Genomic DNA, 21031 nt, shown 5'->3' on the forward strand with positions numbered 1-21031 from the left:
TTAATTCCTTTTGTTTCGTCGCACTATCATGACACCCAGCACCAGGAGAGCTAGGGCAATCCCCACTACCCCGAGCACGCTGGCACCTGTTTGGGCCAAGCGTCCGAGCCCTTTATTCCGATGCTGCTCTTCAGTAGCCGGATGGGATGGCACGGACTGCGGCGGATCAACTGTGGTAATCCTCGGCGGAAGGTAAGGGGCGGGCTCGGGGGATTTCGGACGTGGCTTTGGACGAGCTTCCGCGGTGGCGCGCCACGTCTTGGCTTCCTTGTCCCAGGCAGGAACGGAGACAACGAGTGGGTGGAAGTCGGCGTCGGTAAGCGGCGAGGCGACCAAATATATACCGGCACTCAGGTCGCGGAAGGTGACTTCTCCGTTGTGGTCAGTGTTGTCGATGAGGAGGAAAGGTAAGTTAGCTGCCTTATCGACGAGCTCAGCCATCGTTGCTTGTTCAAGACGTGCGATGTCGTCCGGGTTGTTCAGGTCGAAATCAAGGTGTTTGATCCCCACCGGGACCCTAGCGATCGGGCGAGATGGTTTGTCGTCGTAAGGGTTCCCCGGTGTGAGCACGATGTGGATGTTACCGGTGGCGATATCCGCGAGCGAGGCCCGTGCGGTTGCGGGGAAGAGTTCTACCGCAGTGGCAGTCATCGTCGGGGTGGATATGAGGGCCACGGTGGCCATCAAGGCAGCAAAACCTCTACGCATCTTGCCTCCTTTGGGCACGTCCACGAAGAATGAGGAAGGTAATAACAGCCAGGGCGAGCACCACGATGGCGACCACGACCCACATCCAGGTCTGCCACACCGCGATTTTTCCGGCGTAATCGACATCCTTGACTGGGTCGTATGGAACGCGTTGGCCGTGCACGAGCAATCGGTGCGTGTTTACTGCGTATGGGGTGCAGGTAATGAGGGTCACTAGGTCTCGCCCCGGTTGAGCTGCGAGACTTTCTGTTTCTTCCGGCAGCACAATTTGGATGCTCTCCACTTCGTATTTGAGGGTTTCCCCCATCACGTCGATGAAGAACGCATCCCCCACCGCAACCTTGTCGAGCTTGTCAAACAACGTGGCTGATGTCAGACCGGTGTGCCCCGTGAGCACTGAATGGGTGCCTTCACCGCCGACCGGCAGCGCCGACCCATACAGGTGTCCGATGCCCCGCTCTAATGTTTCCGTATCAGTACCGTGATAGATCGGAAGTTCACTTTTGATGCTGGGGATGGTCAATGTCGCCATGATTTCACTTGACGCAAGCTCATCAAGGTAGTTACGGTATGGCGCGTTGTCCTTAGAAACGCGAGCGAGCCACGGGTCCAAGATGGGTTGATTGGTTTCGGTCTCGTTGTATTCTCTCGCCGATTCGAGCCACATCTTCCGCTCTGCAGGGTTGAGTGCCTGCTGCGCAGCACGGTTCACTTCGGCAACCTTCGCCTGACGAGTGTTGTTGTAATACGTCACTGCGACTGGGTAAACCATGACGGCAAGTGAAACAAGCGCAATGAACAGCGCCACGAGCGCACGGTGTCGTGGCCGTGCGGGGCGCTGCTCAGTGACTAGTTGATGCTTTCCCATCTAGTTCTTGTTGCGGCGGGGTGCAAAGAAGTAGAACGCTGCAGCCGCTAATCCCAGCAAACCGGCGATAATGCTCACCCAAGTACCGATCCCACCAGTCATCGGCAGGTTGAAGCCACCGTTGTGCTTAACGTTCTTGATTATTACTGGTTGAGACTCATCAACACTACCCGCAAGCTCGACCTTTACCGGCTCAGCCAGCAGTTCGTATCCATCCGGAGCCTTGGTTTCCACCAGGCAGAAGTTCTCACCTTTACCAGCCCAAACGTCAGTGTAAACATCGGTACCAGAATCATCTGGTGAGTAGTTGCCCAGGTGAATACCAGAAATGGAAACCTTTCCGTCTTTATCGGTCACAAAGTCCGTCTTCCCGCCGACCTTGATCGGTTCCTCCACGGCTTTGTTATTGCCATTGCAGCGGTACAGCTGGAAAGTTGCGTCCTCCAGCTTCGTGTTCTCATCCTCGCCTTGCTTAACAATATCCACCTGACCATAGATGGACTCCACATTATTGGAGGGGTTCGGCACCGGGCCGTTCTCAATGTCGTAATCGGTGCCAGGATCGTTCGGCAGCACGAAGGCTTCATTTTCAATGATTCCTTCTGCAATATTTTTAACTGTTGCTTCGATGGTCACCTTAAACTTGGCGCCAGCGGTCAGTTTCGAGAGTTCGCTTGGCGTCACCCTCACCATCAAGGCGTTACCTTTGGCATCGACGGTGTATTTGTTTTCCACGTAGTAGGAGAAGTCTTTTTCGTCCAGCTCAACCTTGACCACCTTCCCATTAGCGAGCTCTTTCGGCAGACGATCGAGCACGTTGTAGCCGGTCAAAGGTTTACCTTCTGGCAGGGTCGGGATTACAGATTCGATGGTGTAGGTGATGGTGTCCCCCACGTTCACCGGCCCCTGCGACGCGATCTTCTTCACTGGCTTTTCTGTCGCCTGGTTCTTCGGGTACACGTGCACCTCATTCAGCCAGCGCGTGCGCTCGGTGGGGTGCGTCATCGGCAAAGTGATGAGGAATGGCGCAGACTTCACCAACGCGTTACCGTCGTTGTCCTTTGGGTTTGCTTCTTCTTCCACCAGGTAGAGACCAGGGGCAAGGCCTTCTGCGGTAGCAACGCCTTTTTCAGTAGTGATCTGGGTAGGATTTTCAACTCGACCTTTGACACTCTCCGGGGTCTGGTCTTTTAGTTGCTTCCAGCCCGCATCGGTGGTGAGGTCGATGCCTTTGACTTTAGATACGGTGAATTTCACACCGGTGACAGCTTCGGTACCGTCTGGGTTCTGTTCCAGTGGAAGACCATTCGAGGGGTTCTTGGTTTCTAGCCCTTTAAGCTTGTGAATCTTCAGCGTCACCTTCTCAGGGATGGCCGGGATGGCTGCTGCTGGGGTATTTACTTCCGTCTCCTGGGCGATCACGACGGGTGTCGCGGAAAAGGCCAGCGAGGCGGCGAACAGGGCCGCGAAGGTGCGCTTGCGAAGGTTCATGCGGTCTCTCTCTAATTTTCCGAAGGGTTGAACCAGTGCCAGGCTCTGCCCCTAAAAATATATTCTTTTGGGGAGACTAATAAGAGTTTGCTGGCAATTCAACAACCAGACCCCCTAGTCCCTACCCCCAAATATGCATCTGTAGCAGGCCTCCTTAAATCCGCTGGATAACGGGTAGGGTCTATAAATCCACACGTTTTTGTTTAAGTAATGTCACAGTGGCTTCATCCACTAGACTCGTCTCTGCATTGTTCACCTGACCAAAAGTATGGGAGACACTTATGAGAGCTGATAACACAACAGGAACGGGCGCTACGCCTGATCACGCCTTGGATCCGCTTGAAGTTGTTGAGTCAGCTGCTGAAGTTCCCACGACCAAACGTGTTAAAGGTGAATTCATTGATCGCGCAGCGATCCTGGGCCAGGATGGCCGCTGGTTAGCCGGCTGGGCGCTTCGTTTCATCATCCTCGCAGTGGCTGGCTTCATTCTGTGGAAAGGCCTGGGACAGGTCTGGACAGGACTGCTCCCCATCTTGCTTGCCATCCTGGTGTCCACGGTGTTGTGGCCACCGGTGAAGTGGCTGCGCAGCAAGAAGTGGTCGTCCGGCCTCGCAGTGAGCACCGTTTTGCTCTTGAGCATCGGCGTGATTGTGGGGACTTTCACCGCCATGGCGCCGAGCATCGCCAACCAGTCGAAGGAACTCGTTGACCGCGCCTCCGAAGGCCTGGTGAAGTTGGAAAGCTGGGTGCAAGGCCCACCGTTCAACCTCAAGATTGACCAGGTAACGGGGTTCCTGAATGACATCATGGTGAAGGTGCAGGAACAGGCGTCCGGCATCGCATCAGGCGTTGCACAAGGCGTATCAACCGCCTCGTCCGTGCTGGTCACCCTCGGTGTCATGTTGGTCCTCACCTTCTTCTTCCTGAAAGACGGCGATCGCTTCCTGCCGTGGGTGCGTCGCACCGCGGGCACGAATACGGGTTGGCACCTGACCGAGGTGCTGATGCGTACATGGAATACGCTTGCGGGTTACATCCGCGCGCAGGCGGCAGTGTCGCTTATCGACGCCGTCATCATCGGGCTCGGCCTGGTAGTACTCGGGGTTCCCCTTGCCTTCGTCCTCGCGGTACTCACGTTCTTCGCCGGTTTCATCCCGATCGTGGGTGCGGTCGCTGCTGGCGCTTTGGCAGTGCTGGTTGCTTTGGTATCCAATGGGCTCACCACCGCGATTATCGTTCTCGCGCTGGTCATCTTGGTGCAGCAGCTGGAGGGCAACGTTCTGTCCCCAATCCTGCAGTCCAAGGCCATGAACCTGCACCCAGCCATCGTTCTGCTGTCCGTGACTGTGGGTTCAAGCCTGTTCGGAATCGTCGGCGCATTCTTGGCCGTCCCTATTGCAGCTTCCATTGCGGTGTGGCTGCGTTACCACGCCGATCTGGTCTCACTGCGATCCGGGGAGCTCACCGTGGATGACATTAAAATTGAGACAGCTCGTTCAGCTGGCAACACCAACTCTGCCGAAGATGCTTTTGAAGCAATTCGTGAGCGATTCAGCAAGCTCGGCCGCCACTCCTCCAAGACAAGAGAGAAGTCTGACAACCTGGCAGTCAACGTAGAGGAAGAGTAGAAGTCACTTCTTATTGTCTAACAGACCGCTCACCGAGTATCCCCAAAAGCTCGGTGAGCGGTTTTTGCTTTTCACCACAAAACAATCACCCTAGGTCAAAATCTGCAGGAGAAGACTTCTCGTTTTCAATAGTTAACTTTTGTTGAAAATCGCTAAGGGGTCAATATTGACAGCGATTTTTAATCCGCGTAGCTTAACGAAAGTAGTTTTTAGAAAACTGAAATGAAAGGCCTCGGATGCCACTGCCACGGACTCACTGGATCCGCTCCATACTCGCGCTATTAGCAAGCGTTGCGCTGTGCTTCAGCATTAGCATCTTCACCACTCCCCCGGCCCGAGCGCAAAGCCTCACCCTCGACGAGGGCCATGTGGATGCCTTTCACGTGACGGCAGAGGGTGGCTCGCTCCTCCTCGACCTCAAAGAAGACGTCACCGGCCACAACGTACGACACGCACCAGAAGACGTGGTTCTGGGTGTGAAAGATTCTGCGCTAAGCAGCGCTACCGAGTCCGTGCCCGAAATTGGTAAACAAACCTACTTCCTGCCACAAACCCAAGATCCAAACTTGCTGTGGCCAGGTTGGGACACCAACGGTGTGCGCGATGGTGGATTCACTTCAGTTGATCTGAAATTCACCTCGATCTCTGGGCCGGGCTCTGTCTACCTTTTCAACCAGAACCTTGGCTCCCTCAGTGCCATGACCACCAACGGATCCTATGAGCTTAGTAGTGGCAGCGTGGTTACCCAGGCACAGCCTGGTCACACCCACGCTAACTGGGCGTTTACAGAGCCTGGCACCTACGAGATGACTGTGCAAGCTATCGCAGATGGCACCACCACTTCCAATAGCGCTGCTTACAAGTGGATTGTGGGCAGCGGTGGCGACGCCACCCCGGCTGCAGCAACCAACTATGGAACGAATGCCACGGTCAGCGATGTCACCACCGATTCCGGGCGGGCTACAGCAGAGAAGACCTCGAAAAGCGGTGCCTCAGCAAACAATGAAACTGCTGCTACGCCGAAGGAATGCCTGAAGCTGATCCCGCTGCTGAAGGATGACCGTCAGTCGCCAGCAGTGTGGAAGCGCCCCGACAGCGAAACGTTCAACCTCGGTGCCGCTGCGAAGAAGAACTTGCCCGATTCTCTCGGACCGGTTCCGGCCGGTGAGGCCTACATGATCGGTGCGACGCAAGAGCCGAACGTGCCATGGCTTGGTGTAAACACGATGAACCCTTCGCTGCTCGAGCACGCTTCCGGGGACGTTACGTGGTCACTCACGAGCTTCTCGGGTCCAGGAAACATGTTTGTCTTCACACAAGGCAACCTGGGCAATGTGGTCGGTGAAGAATGGTTCCGCGCCGAAAACGGGCAGGGCAGTGGGCAGATCGTCGTGCCGCGCAACAGCCACGTGCACCCGAACTGGGTTTTCTCAGCACCTGGTACGTACCACGTGGAACTGACGCAGACCGTACAGCTCAATGATGGCAGCACCACGTCTGGCGCTGGAACGTTGACGTTTGAAGTCGGAAATGAAGCCGGCTCTGCGACGGAAGGTCACTTCGACTTCGGTTCAGAGATCAAGACCTCCAGCAACTGTGGTGGTGGCCAAGCCGGTGGCGCAGTTAATGGGAAGTCCCTCCCGAACACCGGCCTTACGGTCATGACACTCCCAATCGCGATTTTGGCGCTGGGTGTCCTCACCCTTGGTGCTGGCTTCGTCTTTACTGGTCGTTACTTCCGTTGGTTCTAACGTGAAACAGAAATTGGTAGCGGCCCTAGCCGCCTGTGCTCTAACTGCGTGTTCGTCGCAGGCCGTCCCCCAGCGCGATGACGGGATTACGGACGTGGTGGTGACCACCCCGATTCTGTATGATCTCGCCAGCCATGTTGCTGGGGACCGCGCCCGGGTAACGGCTCTCATGCCACCCGGCGCTGATCCACACACCCACGAACCAACGCTGCGCGACGTGCGCAACGTCGCCAACGCCGACGTTGCTTTCACCAACTACATGCTGCTCGAGCCGCAGAGTTTGATTAGGACCGTGGATGAATCGGTGCGCCCTGGTGTCCCGGTGGTTACCTTGGCAGAGGAAGCTGCCCGCTACGGCGGAAAAGTCATCCCGCTGGTCGAAGACATCACGCTTGACTCCATCTGGCTGGGACTTCGCGTCAACGGTACCGGGAAAGACAAGGGCGCTACCCGCGCATCCGAGGTGAAGCTCAACGCGCTAGCGGTCCGTGGGCCCGGAGATATGACAGGTTTTGTCACGTCTACGTTCGGTACCCCGGAAATCTTCTTTAACTCTGCCGACGGCTTCGGCAATGACTACACCACGCTCCCCGTGGATGCCCATACTCACATGAGCTGGTCTTTCACTAAGCCGGGCATCTATGACCTTGATCTGCAAGCCACATTAGATGGCAAAGAGAGCCTCGGTGAAGCCACCGTCACCTTTGCAGTGGGCGTGAATCCGCAAGCTACTGGAAAGAAAGTCCTCAACCAGGGGCATGAAGATATCGCCGTCAACGTGGACACGGGCGGTATCAGCATCGTCGGTGACTCAGGCGACCACGCTACCGGTGACGTCGTTATCGCAGTGCCAAATACGACGCTTCAGCAGATTCCGGGAACCCCGGAATTCCGCTTCCTAGGAAAACCAGGGACAGAAACCTTCCTGCTCCCGCAGGCAGTTTTGGGCAAGCACGTCCATGGCGAGCTCGACCCGCACCTGTGGCATAACGTGGCCAACGCCATCGCTTACGTCAAGCTCATTCGCGATCACCTCATCGCGGTGGATCCGGCTGGCGCCCGGGATTACGAGCGTAACACCGACCAATACTTGGCCGAGCTAGCTGAGGTGGATGAGTACATGCGGGAATCGATTAACGCGATCCCCGAGGCTCGTCGCCACTTGGTCACCACTCACGATGGGTACCACTACCTCGGTGACGCTTACGGCATCAGCATCGCAGGGTTTGTCACACCGAACCCCAGTGTGGAAGCCAGTACCCGCGACCTGATTGCCCTCACGCACACGTTGGAAAACCTACAGGTGCCAGCAGTTTTCTTGGAACCGAATCTAGCCCGTAGGTCCGGCACCCTGACCGAGACGGCTCACCGCCTCAATATCCAGGTTTGCCGCATATACGGCGATTCCTTCGATGAAGAGATTCACAGTTATACCGCGATGATGCGCTACAACGCAGACTCGCTACACCGATGCCTTACCGCTTAACATTTTGGGACAACAAATGAAAAAACGACTTTCCGCATTACTTGCAACTATCGCACTAGTCACGGCCACCCCAGCATGGGCTCAGGCCCCCATGCAAGATCCGGCTCTCCAGCAAACCGTCACAGATCAAGAGGTCATCGAGCCTCTCGGCACCCCTGCGGTTATCGATGCAGGTCACGCCGATCTCGGCCCTATGATCATCGACGGGCAGCTGGAGTTCCTCGTCCGCGATGATTCCCAGGAGCAGCCTGTGTGGCGACACATCGAGGATGTTGTTTTCCCAGTGGGAGATAACGCGCTGACAACGTTGCCCGAGGGAGATGAGTTTGACTTCACTGGTGCTAGTGGCGGTGAAGACGTGTGGGTCGTTCCGCAGACAGAAGTTCCCGGCGTAGTCTGGCTGGGTTGGAACACCCAGCACCCCAGCGTCGTGGAGCTCGCTGACCGCGGTGTCACCATGAACTACCTCGGCCACCAAGGCCCCGGCCAATACACGCTGTTCTTGCAGGCCGGTGGTTTTGCAAAGCCACAGCAGCTGTTTACCTCCGCGTCCGATACCCAGCAGTCCATGTGGGCCGAAATCAATACACACACCCACGCCAACTGGGTATTTACCGAGCCCGGTGTTCACCAGGTGGCATTGGAACTCGTGGTCCAGCAGGTTGACGGAACCGAGATGCGTGACACGAAGATCCTGAAGTTTGCTGTTGGCGATACTTCGGTGGAAGAAGCTGCCGCTGCAACCTGGGAAGGTGAAATGCTCGCGGAGGAGACAACCGCAGACTCTGCCTCCTCATCCCAAGGCTCTAACACCGTGCTGTGGGTTGGTATCGGGCTGCTCGTAGTCACTGTTGTTCTTATCTTGGGTGCCCTGCTGATGAAACGATCTGCTGCAGGGCGTCGTAACGCCGCTGTGTCCGGGGAGAGCAAGAAGTGACCCCACTTGTAGTATCGAATCTGTGCGTAAACCTCGCCGGCCGCGAGGTACTGCGGGGCGTAGATCTGGAGATCGCCCCTGGCGAGTTCGTCGGCCTCATTGGCCCCAACGGTGCCGGCAAAACGACGCTGTTCCGCTCGATTCTTGGGCTGTTGCCCATGGCCTCCGGTGACATTCTCATCTCTGGTGAGCGGGTGGCTAAGGCCCGTGACCGAATTGGATACGTTCCTCAGCGGCATGAGTTTGCGTGGGATTTCCCCATCAGCATTCATGACACTGTGATGACTGGGCGCGCCCGTTCGATCGGTTGGCTGCGTCGTCCCCGCGTCGATGACTACAAGGCAGTTGACCGCGCGTTGGGCCGTGTCCGCCTGCAGGAACTGGCAGACCGCCCGATCGGGGAGCTTTCCGGTGGCCAGCGCCAGCGCGTCTTGGTCGCCCGCGCCCTCGCCTCGGACCCGGACATTTTGCTTCTCGACGAACCGTTCACCGGCCTCGATATGCCTAGCGCGGAACTGCTGCTGGAGTTGTTCAACGAGCTCGCGGAGGAAGGCGTCGCGATTGTGATGTCGACGCATAACCTGCCCGAAGCTATGGAGGTGTGTAGCCGAGTGGTGCTCCTGAATGGGAAAGTCATTGCCTCTGGCTCTCCCGACGAACTGCAGGATCAAAACGTGTGGATGGAAGCGTTCGGCATCACCGCCGCTTCTCCGCTCCTGCGGATTGTAGGTGTCGCATGATCTCTTTCACTCAGTTCCTGTCTGACCTGACTAATCCGGCTCTCGCTTTTCTCCCCAAGGCGCTGCTGATCTCGGTGCTTAGTTCCTTGGTGTGTGCCGTCGTCGGTACGCACGTGGTGTTGCGTGGGATGGCCTTCATCGGTGACGCTGTCGCGCACGCTGTCTTCCCCGGCATCGCCATCGCCTTTGCGCTGCAGGGTTCTGTGCTAATTGGTGGGGCGGTAGCCGGCACGGTGGTGGCCCTGCTGGTCGCTGTGTTCTCACAGCGTCGACGCGTGAAGGAAGATACACTGATCGGTATTTTCTATGCCGCAGCCTTTGCCCTCGGTTTGGTGATTATTTCCCGAATAGACGGCTATACCGCCTCACTTACTAGTTTCTTGTTCGGGTCGATCAACGGTGTGCCTGATTCGGACATCATTTTGGTGTTCATTGTTGGTGCGGTGGTCATCACTGTGCTGCTGGCCTTCAACAAGGAGCTCGTCGCCGTGAGCCTGGATCGGGAGTCCGCCCGAGCCCAAGGCCTGCCGGTTTTTGCGCTGGACATCGTGATGTATGTGATGGTGACAGCTGCGGTGGTGATCTCTGTCCGCACAATCGGCAACATTTTGGTTCTCGCGTTGCTGATTACGCCTGCGGCGTCGGCAAGGTTGCTCACAGACCGCCTCGGCGTGATGATGTTGCTTTCCGCCGCTATCGGTGGCATCGGCAGCTTCCTGGGTATTTATCTTTCCTGGGCCGCAAACCTTCCTACCGGCGCGACCATTGTTCTTACTTGTACTGTCATTTTCTTCCTGTGTTGGTTGCTGTCCCCCAAAAATGGCGTCCTTCGCACCTTCAACAAAGGAATTCCCGCATGAAAAAGACCTTAAGCTTTGTTGCAGCGAGCCTACTCGCTTTCTCCACGCTCGTTCCTACTGCTCAGGCAACCGAATTTAAGCCGGGTAACAGGGGCTTCGGTGTTAATCTTCCGGCTGATACGAAGATGGCGGGGACAAACGAGCTGCACCCGTGTGCCGGGCGCAAGCTCGCGTACCAAGCCCACTTCGACGCTATCTACGCCACTCACTACAACGGTGAACTCACGACCATGATCGTGGATGGTCAGGTGCCAGTACCTGCCGACGAACTCTGCATGCGCCTTGCCCCGGACGCCAACAAGAAAGGCGATGAGGTCTCGCGCCTCGTCGTGCCTTACGACGACCCCAACCTCAGCTTCCTCGGCGAGCCAGGGGACATCCTGTGGGTGGCTCCACAGGAAGTGGACTTCACTGATGCGTGGCGCCCGCTGTGGGCCGGCGCAGGCGCCTTCGATAAGCACCACGAGCTAGAGGTGCCCACGGACTTTGAGGGCAACAAGGTCAACATGACGCTCGCTGAAGTAGAAGGCCCAGGCGACGTCGAGTTGTTCTTCTACAACCGGTCCGTGCAAAAGCCTAAGCGAATCTTCTCCACCAAAGACAAGATGATGAATTTTGATCTGCAGGTGGGCTCTCACGGCCACTACAGCTGGACCTTTAGCAAACCAGGAATCTACGACCTCACCTGGCAGGTCAGCGGCAAGAAGACCGACGGCAGCACGGAAACTGGTCCGAAGGTGACCACCCGGTGGCTCGTGGGCTCCGATGAAGAGGTGGGACTTCCAGAAGGCACCACGAAGAACCTGGCCCCCATCAAGAGGTCCGCTGAGGTGATCCGTGATGAGTTGAGCAAGGCTGCTGACCCCACGGCACCACCAACTCCCGGTGAAGCCGAACGTGAGGTGTACGTCCAGAGCAAGGACCAGGTCCAGAAACTGCTGTGGCGTTCCAACCCGAAGAAAATCATCACGCATGGCCACCAGGACATGGGTCTGTTCGGCGCTGGCCGTGAGGCCGAAGCCAAGATGCACAGTGACGTGGATGGCGATCACCGATCCACCCAGTTCGTCTACGCTGTCCCGAATCGCGCGCTGCACCAGCTCCCGTCGGCTATCGCCACTCAGCTTGGGGTGTGCGCGGCCTGGGTGCTGCCACAGCAGCAAGATTTCGAGCTGCCATGGCCAGGTTTTTCTACGGAGAAGTTCGACTACAGCTCCGTCACTGCTGACGGGCTTCGCCTTGGCCTCGACAAGGTCGAGGGTCCTGGGCGAATGATTGCAACGCATGATTCCTTGAGCTCAACCACCATTGCACTCGACTCTGAGGATCTTTCCTTAAGGGTTCACTACCCGAAGACGGCACATGACCACATGGGCTTCTTCTTCACCCAGCCAGGTGCGTACCGCGTGGTCTACTCCTTCGAAGGCGAGCTCGCACAGGGAGGCAAGCTGTACACGGAAATCGTGGCCTACTACATGGTTGGCGATTCTGCCCTGTACGACGCTGCAGAAACGATGGGCATCGACCCCAAGACTCTCAACCTCTCGGAGCAACCTGAGCGGGATACCACCCCGACGTGTGAGCAGAATTCGGATAAGCCAGGCACGGGTGAGTCAGGCACGGATGAAACGGATCCATCCACGGATCCCACTTCAGCAGCCCCAGCCCCTGGCTCCCCAACGCCTCCTAGCGAAGGCGGTAAGTCCCAAGGTAACGGGGCCGCGGAAAACATCGGCTTGGCTCTTGGCCTTGGGGCGGTTGGCCTGAAGTTGGCGTCTCACCTGATGAACCCCGATAAGAACTCTAAGGATTCCACCACGGCTAAAACCGCACCAGCCGCGGCTGCTCCTGCTGCTAAGACGGGTAACAGCGACAACAGCCCGGCCCCTGCTAAGGCCCAGACAGGTGGTTCTAAGGCCCCTGCTTCGGCTGGTGGCGGCACTGGCGGCGGAACTAAGGCCCCCGCTTCTGGTGGCGGTTCGAAGCCAGCAGCGAAGTCTGATTCCAAGGCGAAGAAGAATTCTGCGGCGCCCACCAAGCAGACTGTAGCGCCGAAGCGGGTGCCTTCGAAGAAGTCAACTCCTGTTCCCGCGGCTCCTAACCAGAATTCTCAGAACCCTCAGGTGACGAACTCTGCCCAGACGGGCGGGCTGACATCGGGCGGCTGGCTGGCTGGTTTCGTGATCGGTATCGGTTTGATGTCCTTGCTGGGTGGCCTTGGTCTGTTCTTGGCTACGGCACGTGCGTTGCGTCAACTGGGAGTCCAGTCTCAGCAGAAGGATATGTAATTTAGCCGCGCGGTAGTTTAGGCCTATGGTTGGTAGAGCATCCCTTGTCGAAATCTAACTAGAGGATCCGCCCCATATGACCTCAACCAGCATCGCGCTTGGCATTTTCGGAGTAGTGGCGTCACTGCCTGCTTGGGTTTACTTCCTGAGCGGGGCGTGGCGCCTTTACCGTCTCATCGCTGCGGGCCAACCAACAACCGATCGTGCATCCAACATCGGTAAGCGCGTGTGGACGGTGCTGCGCAAGGTTGTCCTCCATGAAGGAATGGCCCGGAAGCCATTCGTTGCCCTCGCGCACTGGTTCGTGATGTTTGGCTTCATCATCGGGTCGGTGTTCTGGTTTGAGGCCTACGTACAAACCTTCTCTCCGGCCGGTGGCTTCTGTGATTGGGAGATCTACCACTTCGTTGAGGAAATCCTCGGCCTAGGAACAGTCCTGGGAATCCTGTTCCTCATTGGGGTTCGGTTGCGAGCCGGTTCCGATAACCGCTTCGATAGGTTTTACGGCTCTAACGCCCGCGCCGCCCACTTTGTTGAGGCTGTGGTCCTCATTGAGGGGCTGGGCATGCTGTTGGTCAAGGCCTCGCAGATTGCTACGTTCCGTGACGGCTCCGTGTGGGCTGACTTTGTCTCGCGTCTGATCCCATTGCCAGCCTCTCCCCTGCTGGTTTCGGTGTTTGCGCTGATCAAGTTGCTTTCCGGCATGGTGTGGCTGTTCGTGGTGGGTCGCCAGCTGCGCTGGGGCGTGGCCTGGCACCGCTTCCTCGCCTTCTTCACGTTGTTCTTTACGCGCACGCCTGGCGAAAAGTCGCTCGGGGCATTACCACCGTTGCTCTCCGGGGATAAGCATTTAACGCTTGAGAATGCGGATCCGGACGTCGATAAGCTTGGCATCGGTACGCTTGCCGACGCACCCTGGAAGATGCTGCTCGATGTCTCCGCGTGTACGGACTGCGGCCGTTGCCAGGAACAGTGCCCCGCATGGCACACCGAAAAACCACTGTCTCCGAAGTTGTTGCTCACGGGCATTCGTGATGCGATTCCGCACCAAGATGTTGACGTGCTGAAGCTGGTGGGTACAGTTGTGGATCCAGATGCGCTGTGGAGCTGCACTAACTGTGGCGCCTGCGTGGAGCAGTGCCCGGTAGATATTGAGCACATTGACCACATTGCTAACCTGCGTCGTTTCCAGGTGCTGGCCGAGTCCGACTTCCCGTCGGAGCTCACGGGAATGTTTAAGAACCTGGAGGTCAAGGGAAACCCGTGGGGTCGAAACTCCGCAGAGCGGATGTCCTGGGTGGAGGAGGCGAACCGCGATGGTATTCCGGTGCCGGTGGTGTCTGACGGCACGGATTTCGAGTACTTGCTGTGGGTGGGTTGCGCTGGTGCGTTCGATGACAACGGCCGAAAGACGTCCCGCGCTATCGCAGAGTTGCTCAATGTGGCGGGCGTGAAGTTCGCGGTCATCGAGGGGGAATCGTGTACTGGTGACCCGGCGCGTCGTGCTGGCAACGAGTTCCTGTTCCAGATGCTCGCCGCCACCAACGTGGAGGTACTGGACGATGCCTTCGCCGCCTACCCGGCCGGCCAGCGCAAGATCGTCACGTCGTGTGCGCACTGTTTTAACACGCTGCGCAAGGAATACCCGGACTTCGATGGCCACTACGATGTCATCCACCACACCCAGCTCCTCAACCGGCTGGTGCGTGAGGGCCTGCTCACACCTATCCCTCGTGGCCCCGAAAACCGCAAGCCGGTCACCTACCACGATCCATGCTTCCTCGGCCGGCACAACAAGGTGTACGACCCGCCACGCGAACTGATCACGGCAGCTGGTCCACTGGTAGAAATGCCTCGCAGCCGCGACACCAGCTTCTGTTGTGGTGCAGGTGGCGCGCGGATGTTCATGGAAGAAAAGCTCGGCACCCGTATCAACGAAAATCGCGCCGCCGAAGCCCTCGCTGCGTCCGAGGAAATCATCACCGGCTGCCCGTTCTGCAACACCATGCTCGACGGCGGCACGAAGGCGCTCGGCACCCCTGCCAAAGTCACGGACGTAGCAGTTATGCTTCGCGACGCCGTCCTCACCGACGGGAACCTCCCAGAATTCCGCGAACCACAGTTCCTGGAGGCACCAAAGCGCATCGAAATCACACCACAAAAGCCTGCACCAGACCCTGCGGAATCCCCTGCCAAGCCACCCGCGAGCGTCGCTGAAACTCCTGAACCTAAGTCAGTGACTCCTCCGGTAACTGCGTCGCCTGCGGCAAAGCCATCTGTGGCTGCTCCTCCTGTGGCTGCTCCTCCTGTGGCTGCTCCTCCGGTTACCAAAGCTCCGGTAGCAGCACCACCTGTGGCACAGCCTCCCGTAGCTGCTCCCCCAGCAGCACAGCCCCCGACTGCAAAACCCCCTGCCGCGCAGCCTCCTGCGGCACAGCCGCCAGTCGCGGCACCACCTGTGGCAAAGCCTCCTGTGGCAAAGCCTCCCGTGGCTGCGCCCCCAGTAGCGACGCCACCTGCGGCACAACCTCCGGTTGCCAAACCCCCGGTCGCCAAGCCACCCGCTGCTAAACCACCGATGGCAGCACCGCCCGTCGTGAAGCCGCCAGCTCCGCAGCCTCCTGGAGCGATCCCGCCAGGTGGGGCGCGACCGAGCGTCGACTAGGCTTAGCGGCTCTTCCGGCCAGTTTTCATTGCGTAACCCTTGGCTGTGACGTAGGCTACGTGTCAGACTAATGACCATTCGCCAAGGGAGAGTGCTATGCCGATTTCAACTGCAGCTGTGATTGGTGCGGGATCGATGGGGGCGGGCATCGCCGCACTCATGGCCAGCTCGGGAATGAAAGTGTATCTGTTCGATCTGGATCGGGACGGCGCCCAACGCGGGATCGATCTGCAGCTGCAGCGTGGCGGTTTTCCCTCCCCAGAGCTTGCGGAGAACGTCACCCCAGCGAGTACCGCGACCGACCTCGATCTGGTTAAGGAATGCGACTGGGTAGTGGAGGCGATCTTCGAGGACCTACAGGCCAAGCATGATCTGTACCGCCAGCTGGAGCTCAAAGATGGCGCCTACCTCACCTCCAACACGTCCACTTTGCCACTATCCGAGCTGGTGCGGGGAGTGAAAGATCCCGATCGTTTCGCCATCACCCACTTTTTCAACCCGCCCCACATCATGCAGTTGGTGGAACTCGTCGCATCCCATCCGGACACGCACGCAGCCCTCGGGCAGGCAATCACCGAACAACTCGGGAAGACCGCCCTGACCTGCCGTGACACCCCCGGCTTCATTGCGAACCGCGTCGGCTGCTTCTGGCTCGCCGCGGGCGTGCACCTCGCCCGCAAACACGGCCTCAGCTACGAGCTTGCCGACGCCACCTTCGGACGCCCCTTCGGCATCCCACGAACCGGAATTTTTGGGCTCCTCGACTACATCGGCTTGCAACTCGTCGACCCAATTTGGGGCAGCCTGGAAGACGCCCTTCCCGCCGACGACGGCTACTCTCAGTACCCGCTGCGCGGAGACGCGATCATCGCCGGCCTGGTAGAACGTGGACTTACCGGGCGCACGGGCCCCGGAGGCTTCTACCGTGGCCGCGAAGAAACCATCGACACCAACTTCACCTACCGACCACGCCTGACCCCAACACTTCCTTCCAACGACCCCCGCGAACTCATGGCCAGCGACACCCCCGAGGGACACTTCGCACGCGAACTGTTCCACACCACGCTGGAGTACTGCCGCACCCATTGCGCGAACATTGCCGATTCTCCCGCAGATATCGACACTGGACTCAAGCTCGGTTTCGGCTGGAAGAAAGGCATTTTCGAGCTCGCCGAGGAGCTAGGAGAGCTGTAAAGCATAACCCGCTGAGAGCCAGGGGCGCGGCGTCGGTAAGCAAAAACAGCCTGTTACTTGTACGCCGACATCCCGGTGATTTTCTTTCCGATGATCAGGGACTGCACAGTGTCGGTGCCTTCATAGGTGTGCATCGCTTCGATGTCCACCATGTGGCGGATGATGTGGTTTTCGAGCAGGATACCGACCCCGCCGAGCATGTCGCGTGCGTCGGCGGCAACGCGCCGTGCTGCCCGGGTGTTGTGGACCTTGGCCATGGAGGCTTGCTCGGGGCGCATCGTGCCGGCTGCGAGGGCATCGGTGACACGACGGCACATGAGCATCATCTGGCTGATGTCCATGAGCATGTTGGTGAGGCGTTGTTGGATGATCTGCGCGTTGGCGAGTTCGCGGCCGAATTGTTTACGTTCGAGGGCGTAGTCGCGGGCCTGCTCGTAGCAGGCGATGGCGGAGCCAAGCGCCATCCAGGACACCCCGACGCGGGTGGCAGTGAGGACCCGGGCGACATCTTTGAAGGAACCACAGCCGGGCATTTTCGCAGACAGGGGAACGCGACAGTTTTCCAGCACGATGTGGGCCTGCTTGATGGCCCGCAGCGACACCTTGCCCACCTGGGTCTGCGCAGAGTAACCCGAGGTATCTTGTGGCACGAGGAAGGCCGAAACATTACCATCTTCGGTGCGGGCGAAAATCACCGTGACGTCACCGACGGAGCCATTTCCGATCCATTTCTTTTCGCCATTGAGGATGTAGGAATCACCGTCGCGGACGGCAGTGGTTTCCAAGGCGATGGAGTCGGAGCCATGCTCTGGTTCGGTGAGGCCAAAGGCCGCGAGTTTTTCACCACGGGCCAAAGCGTCTAACCATTCGTCCTTGTGCTCCTCGCTGCCCAGCATGTCGATCGCGCGCATCGCCAAGCCGGGCTGCACAGCGATGACGGTGCCGAGGGAGGCGTCGATGCGGGTAATTTCCATTTGAACCAGGCCTGCCGCCAGCGGGGAAAGGTGCTCATGACCGGGAATGTTCAGCCCGTCGGTGAGGATGTCGAGCTCACCAAGACGCTTCGCGAGCTGGGTAGGGTATTCGGCACGTTCCCAGGCGTCATTGATAATCTCGTGAACTTCCTCCTTCAACGATGCGGCACGAGCCCACGCCGCGGCATCTGTTTCGGAAACGTCATCGAAAACGCCCAGGAAATCAGTTGTAGACTGAAATAAATTGTGGGACATTGCACCTCCACCGACGAATGGCCATTAGTAGCAATATTGTGACCGGGATCGCACACACTGTCAAGAGAAGGGGGATCCGTGGCTAACCAACGGCGCCGCGAACAGATCATCACCGCGGCACTGCAACTGTTCGATGCCCGCGGCTACCACGCCACCGGCATGGAACACATCGCCGAGGCGGTAGGCATGCGGGCCTCCAGCCTGTACAACCACTGTTCCTCTAAGCAGGAGATCCTCCAAGAGATCGCCACCGGCGCAATGGAAGAGATGCTGCGCACCCATGCCAGGGCGATCGCCGGACTGGCGGATCCGACCGAACAACTAGCCGCCACCGTCCGCAACCATGTCCACTTCCACGCCACGCAGGCCCGGCGGGTGCGTGTGACTAATTCCCAGCTCAGCAATCTGGAAGAGCCCGCACGCAGCATTGTTTTGCAGCTGCGACGGGACTACGTCGGTCGGTGGATCAGTATTGTCTCCGAGGGCGTCGATAAGGGCGTTTTTACAGCGACTGACCTGAAGATCACCTGCTGGGCCCTCATCGACATGGGCATCGGGGTCGCACAGTGGTTTAGCGACGACGGCGAATACACCGCCGATGAGCTGGCGGAGATGTACGCGGGCTTCGCTCTCCACCAGCTCACAAGCAAGCCACTAGCTGACTAGCCCTTCACCCACTCAGTGATCGCGGCGGCAACTGCCTCCGCGTAGGCCTGGCCGCCGGCCTCGGAAGGGTGAATGTAGTCTTCCCGCAACAGGCTCGGGTCGCCCATCACTGCGCCGTTCCAATCCGCGAGGTACACGTTGGGGTAGCGAGCTGCGGCGTCGCGAATCTCCTGTTGGGCCGCTGGCATCCAAGCGCGGTCACCGTACGGCATCACCATCACCACGGTACGATCCGGGCCAATGACCTGCATCATCTGGTCGATCTGCCCAGGGAAGCTAGCCCCGTTGGTGCCGAATCCGAGCACCACAAAGGGGTCGAGCGTATCTTCCGCAACCATCTGCTCCAGCAGGGGGATCCCGGCGGTGTAATGCCGAGATACCGCAGCATCGACGTAGATTCCAGGGAAGCGTTCTTGCAGCGGAAGCAGGGAGGCGAGCATGACGGAGTCACCGATCGCGGTGATCGACGTCCCCTCCGGGAATTCTCGGGTCACAGCAGGCGGGGGCGTAGCTGCCGCTTTTTCCGCTGCTTGTTGCGGATGCGCGGCTAGGGCCATGAGGTCAGTTTCTAGCGCGCTCTGCTTCGGGGCAGTGGCGATGGCGATGACTGCGAGGCTGGCCACCGTCATGGCGGTCACGTGCTGTACGAGCGCACCGGTGCGGGCTCCGGCGAACTGTCCTGCGGCCTGCTTGATCACACCCGCGTAACCCAGTCGACGGAACGGATTCTCAATGTAGGTGTACGACCACATCGCCAGCGGGATGGACAGCGCAGCCGCCAGCACACCGGGGAGCACCTGGTTGCCCGGCGCGACGTCGATAAGCTGCTCCCGCACCAGCACCAAAATCGGCCAGTGCCACAGGTACATGCTGAAGGAGCGGTCGCCGAACCAACGCAGCCAGCGCATGCGGAACAGCCACGACACGGGGCCGGTCTCGCGGATGACGGAAAACAGCACGATGGCCGTGCTTAACGACGCCGCGACCAACCCACCGCGGTAGGTCTCCGGGGCGGTGGCAGGCAGGGTGACGATCAAGTATCCGAGCACCCCGAGCGCCGGGATTCCTAATGCCGCTGCCACATAGTCCACCCAACGGGGCGCCGGAAAACTTCTCTCCTGGGTTCGTGAGGTAATGAGGAACGCCAGCAGCGCACCGGTGAGCAAGCCGAACGCGTGGGTATCGGTGCCGTAGTAGACGCGGGTTGGGTCGACGTCAGGGTTGTACTGCCACAGCATGAGCGCGAAGGAGCCCGCCCCGAGAGCAAGGGACAGCGCCGCGAGAACCATCGCCCAACGTTTGCGCACCAGCATGCAGACTCCGGCCACGACCAGTGGCCACAACACATAAAACTGTTCCTCTACCGCTAGCGACCAGTAGTGCGCGAACAGCTGCACCCCGGACTGGGCGAAGTAACTCTGTGAGCCCGCAATCTGGGCCCAGTTGTTCACGAAGAACAGCGTGGAGGTGAATTGGGTACCGATCCCCACCGCAGGATCCCCGCCAACCAGGCCCGCGAGCGCGGTGCACACCACCAACACAAACACGGCAGCTGGGAGGATACGACGCGCGCGACGCACCCAAAAGTGAGCCAGATCGACCCGCCCCGTTGCAGCTACTTCCCGTACCAGCAGGGAGGTAATGAGGAAACCAGAGAGGACGAAGAAGATGTCGACACCCAAGAAACCACCGGGGACGGCGAAGGCAAAAAAGTGGTACAGCAGCACTGAAATAACAGCGAGCCCTCGGAGCCCGTCGATTCCTGGCACCTGCTGAATCCGCTTGTTCATGGTTAGTCTTCCCACCCGATGTTCATCCTGACCAACCAGATACCTTACCCACTCGAATTGCAGAGTCCAGCCCCAGTAACACTAGCGGGTGGTGTGCGCGTCCAGGAAGGACATCAGTTCGGGGGTGTGGCCAGCAACGTTAAGATTCGGGCACCCAATAAAATTCTCAGGAACCAGGCGGGCGTGTACCTCCGGGCGGTCGTCCTCACCGAATGCTGTGTGCCCTACAACCTCATATCCCAGTGCCTTACTCACCCCACCTGACGCCTTGTTCAGTTCGTGCCACGCGGTGCGCATCTCCCGCGCACCGAGATAATTAAACGCGTACGCAGCGACAATGGCGCGCATCCGCTTCCCCAAGCCCTGGCCTTGAAAACGGCGCAGCAGGTACGAACCGGTTTCAATGCATCGCCTCTTGTGGAACTGCTCAGCCCGCATGTCTATCGACCCGATGAATTCGCCATCCAGGTAGGCGGCGAAAGACAACTTCCAATCTTCCGGTTTGTTAGTCGCTCGCAGCCCCCATTGGAATTGGGCAGTGGACAGCGCCCGATCGTCTGCCTGAATCCAGGGAAATACCCATGGGCAGCCAGGTTCAAAGACGTCTTCCTCCGCCACGGAACACATGTGAGCTAAATCGCTATCGGTGACAACGTGGAGGTGCAGGACGGCGTCGGAAAGCTGCAGATCAAACGGTGGGTACTTTATTTTAGGGGTCATACAGTGGCAT

General features: G+C 58.7%; 16 protein-coding genes. 10 read left to right on the forward strand and 6 right to left on the reverse strand.

Annotated elements, in window-relative coordinates; genetic code table 11:
• The 3 genes from ACZ6ZO_RS04170 to ACZ6ZO_RS04180 are packed head-to-tail and all read right to left on the reverse strand — an operon-like array spanning nt 1 to nt 3067.
• Nucleotides 1–708 carry an LPXTG cell wall anchor domain-containing protein gene (locus ACZ6ZO_RS04170; RefSeq protein WP_465290788.1) on the reverse strand — a complete coding sequence of 236 codons (708 nt, stop codon included), beginning with the start codon at nt 706–708 and terminating at the stop codon, nt 1–3.
• The gene (locus ACZ6ZO_RS04175) at nt 701–1576 is read right to left on the reverse strand and encodes a class C sortase (protein WP_465290790.1); all 876 of its coding nucleotides are present in this window, start codon (nt 1574–1576) and stop codon (nt 701–703) included. Before ACZ6ZO_RS04175 ends, ACZ6ZO_RS04170 begins: the two co-directional genes overlap by 8 nt.
• On the reverse strand, nt 1577–3067 hold the full coding sequence (locus tag ACZ6ZO_RS04180; RefSeq protein ID WP_465290792.1) for a SpaH/EbpB family LPXTG-anchored major pilin: 1491 nt from the start codon (nt 3065–3067) through the stop codon (nt 1577–1579). It lies immediately after the preceding gene.
• Nucleotides 3068–3348: 281 nt separating this feature from the next.
• Here ACZ6ZO_RS04180 and ACZ6ZO_RS04185 point away from each other — a divergent pair, with 281 nt between their 5' ends.
• From ACZ6ZO_RS04185 to ACZ6ZO_RS04225, 9 genes are all read left to right on the forward strand, one after another.
• On the forward strand, nt 3349–4695 hold the full coding sequence (locus ACZ6ZO_RS04185; RefSeq protein ID WP_465290794.1) for an AI-2E family transporter: 1347 nt from the start codon (nt 3349–3351) through the stop codon (nt 4693–4695).
• 236 nt (nt 4696–4931) lie between these two features.
• On the forward strand, nt 4932–6446 hold the full coding sequence (locus tag ACZ6ZO_RS04190) for a choice-of-anchor M domain-containing protein (RefSeq protein ID WP_465290796.1): 1515 nt from the start codon (nt 4932–4934) through the stop codon (nt 6444–6446).
• A 1-nt stretch (nt 6447) separates the two neighbouring features.
• Nucleotides 6448–7932 (forward strand): anchored repeat ABC transporter, substrate-binding protein, encoded by a 1485-nt coding sequence (locus ACZ6ZO_RS04195; RefSeq protein ID WP_465290798.1) that lies wholly within the window; start codon nt 6448–6450, stop codon nt 7930–7932.
• A gap of 16 nt (nt 7933–7948) precedes the next feature.
• A complete protein-coding gene (locus tag ACZ6ZO_RS04200) occupies nt 7949–8869 on the forward strand; it encodes a choice-of-anchor M domain-containing protein (RefSeq protein WP_343158569.1) in 921 nt (306 codons plus the stop codon).
• Nucleotides 8866–9609, forward strand: coding sequence for an anchored repeat-type ABC transporter ATP-binding subunit (locus ACZ6ZO_RS04205; protein ID WP_182385293.1), 744 nt, complete (start codon nt 8866–8868; stop codon nt 9607–9609). The genes ACZ6ZO_RS04200 and ACZ6ZO_RS04205 overlap by 4 nt, the downstream gene beginning before the upstream one ends.
• Nucleotides 9606–10469 carry an anchored repeat-type ABC transporter permease subunit gene (locus ACZ6ZO_RS04210; RefSeq protein ID WP_182385292.1) on the forward strand — a complete coding sequence of 288 codons (864 nt, stop codon included), beginning with the start codon at nt 9606–9608 and terminating at the stop codon, nt 10467–10469. Before ACZ6ZO_RS04205 ends, ACZ6ZO_RS04210 begins: the two co-directional genes overlap by 4 nt.
• A complete protein-coding gene (locus tag ACZ6ZO_RS04215; protein WP_465290801.1) occupies nt 10466–12757 on the forward strand; it encodes a choice-of-anchor M domain-containing protein in 2292 nt (763 codons plus the stop codon). The genes ACZ6ZO_RS04210 and ACZ6ZO_RS04215 overlap by 4 nt, the downstream gene beginning before the upstream one ends.
• A gap of 76 nt (nt 12758–12833) precedes the next feature.
• A complete protein-coding gene (locus ACZ6ZO_RS04220) occupies nt 12834–15422 on the forward strand; it encodes a heterodisulfide reductase-related iron-sulfur binding cluster (protein ID WP_465290803.1) in 2589 nt (862 codons plus the stop codon).
• A gap of 96 nt (nt 15423–15518) precedes the next feature.
• Nucleotides 15519–16616, forward strand: a complete 1098-nt coding sequence (locus ACZ6ZO_RS04225; protein WP_465290805.1) for a 3-hydroxyacyl-CoA dehydrogenase family protein — start codon at nt 15519–15521, stop codon at nt 16614–16616.
• A gap of 53 nt (nt 16617–16669) precedes the next feature.
• On the opposite strand, the gene ACZ6ZO_RS04230 is transcribed toward ACZ6ZO_RS04225, so the two are convergent.
• Nucleotides 16670–17845 (reverse strand): acyl-CoA dehydrogenase family protein, encoded by a 1176-nt coding sequence (locus ACZ6ZO_RS04230; protein ID WP_465290807.1) that lies wholly within the window; start codon nt 17843–17845, stop codon nt 16670–16672.
• 78 nt (nt 17846–17923) lie between these two features.
• Here ACZ6ZO_RS04230 and ACZ6ZO_RS04235 point away from each other — a divergent pair, with 78 nt between their 5' ends.
• Nucleotides 17924–18511, forward strand: coding sequence for a TetR/AcrR family transcriptional regulator (locus tag ACZ6ZO_RS04235; protein ID WP_465290809.1), 588 nt, complete (start codon nt 17924–17926; stop codon nt 18509–18511).
• On the opposite strand, the gene ACZ6ZO_RS04240 is transcribed toward ACZ6ZO_RS04235, so the two are convergent.
• Both ACZ6ZO_RS04240 and ACZ6ZO_RS04245 read right to left on the reverse strand, forming a co-directional pair.
• The gene (locus tag ACZ6ZO_RS04240; RefSeq protein ID WP_465290811.1) at nt 18508–20301 is read right to left on the reverse strand and encodes an acyltransferase family protein; all 1794 of its coding nucleotides are present in this window, start codon (nt 20299–20301) and stop codon (nt 18508–18510) included. The genes ACZ6ZO_RS04235 and ACZ6ZO_RS04240 overlap by 4 nt on opposite strands.
• A gap of 81 nt (nt 20302–20382) precedes the next feature.
• Complete coding sequence (locus tag ACZ6ZO_RS04245) at nt 20383–21021, reverse strand: GNAT family N-acetyltransferase (RefSeq protein ID WP_465290813.1); 639 nt, start codon at nt 21019–21021, stop codon at nt 20383–20385.
• Between the last annotated feature and the right edge of the window lie 10 nt (nt 21022–21031).

The sequence above is a fragment of the Corynebacterium sp. NPDC104732 genome (assembly GCF_055583565.1).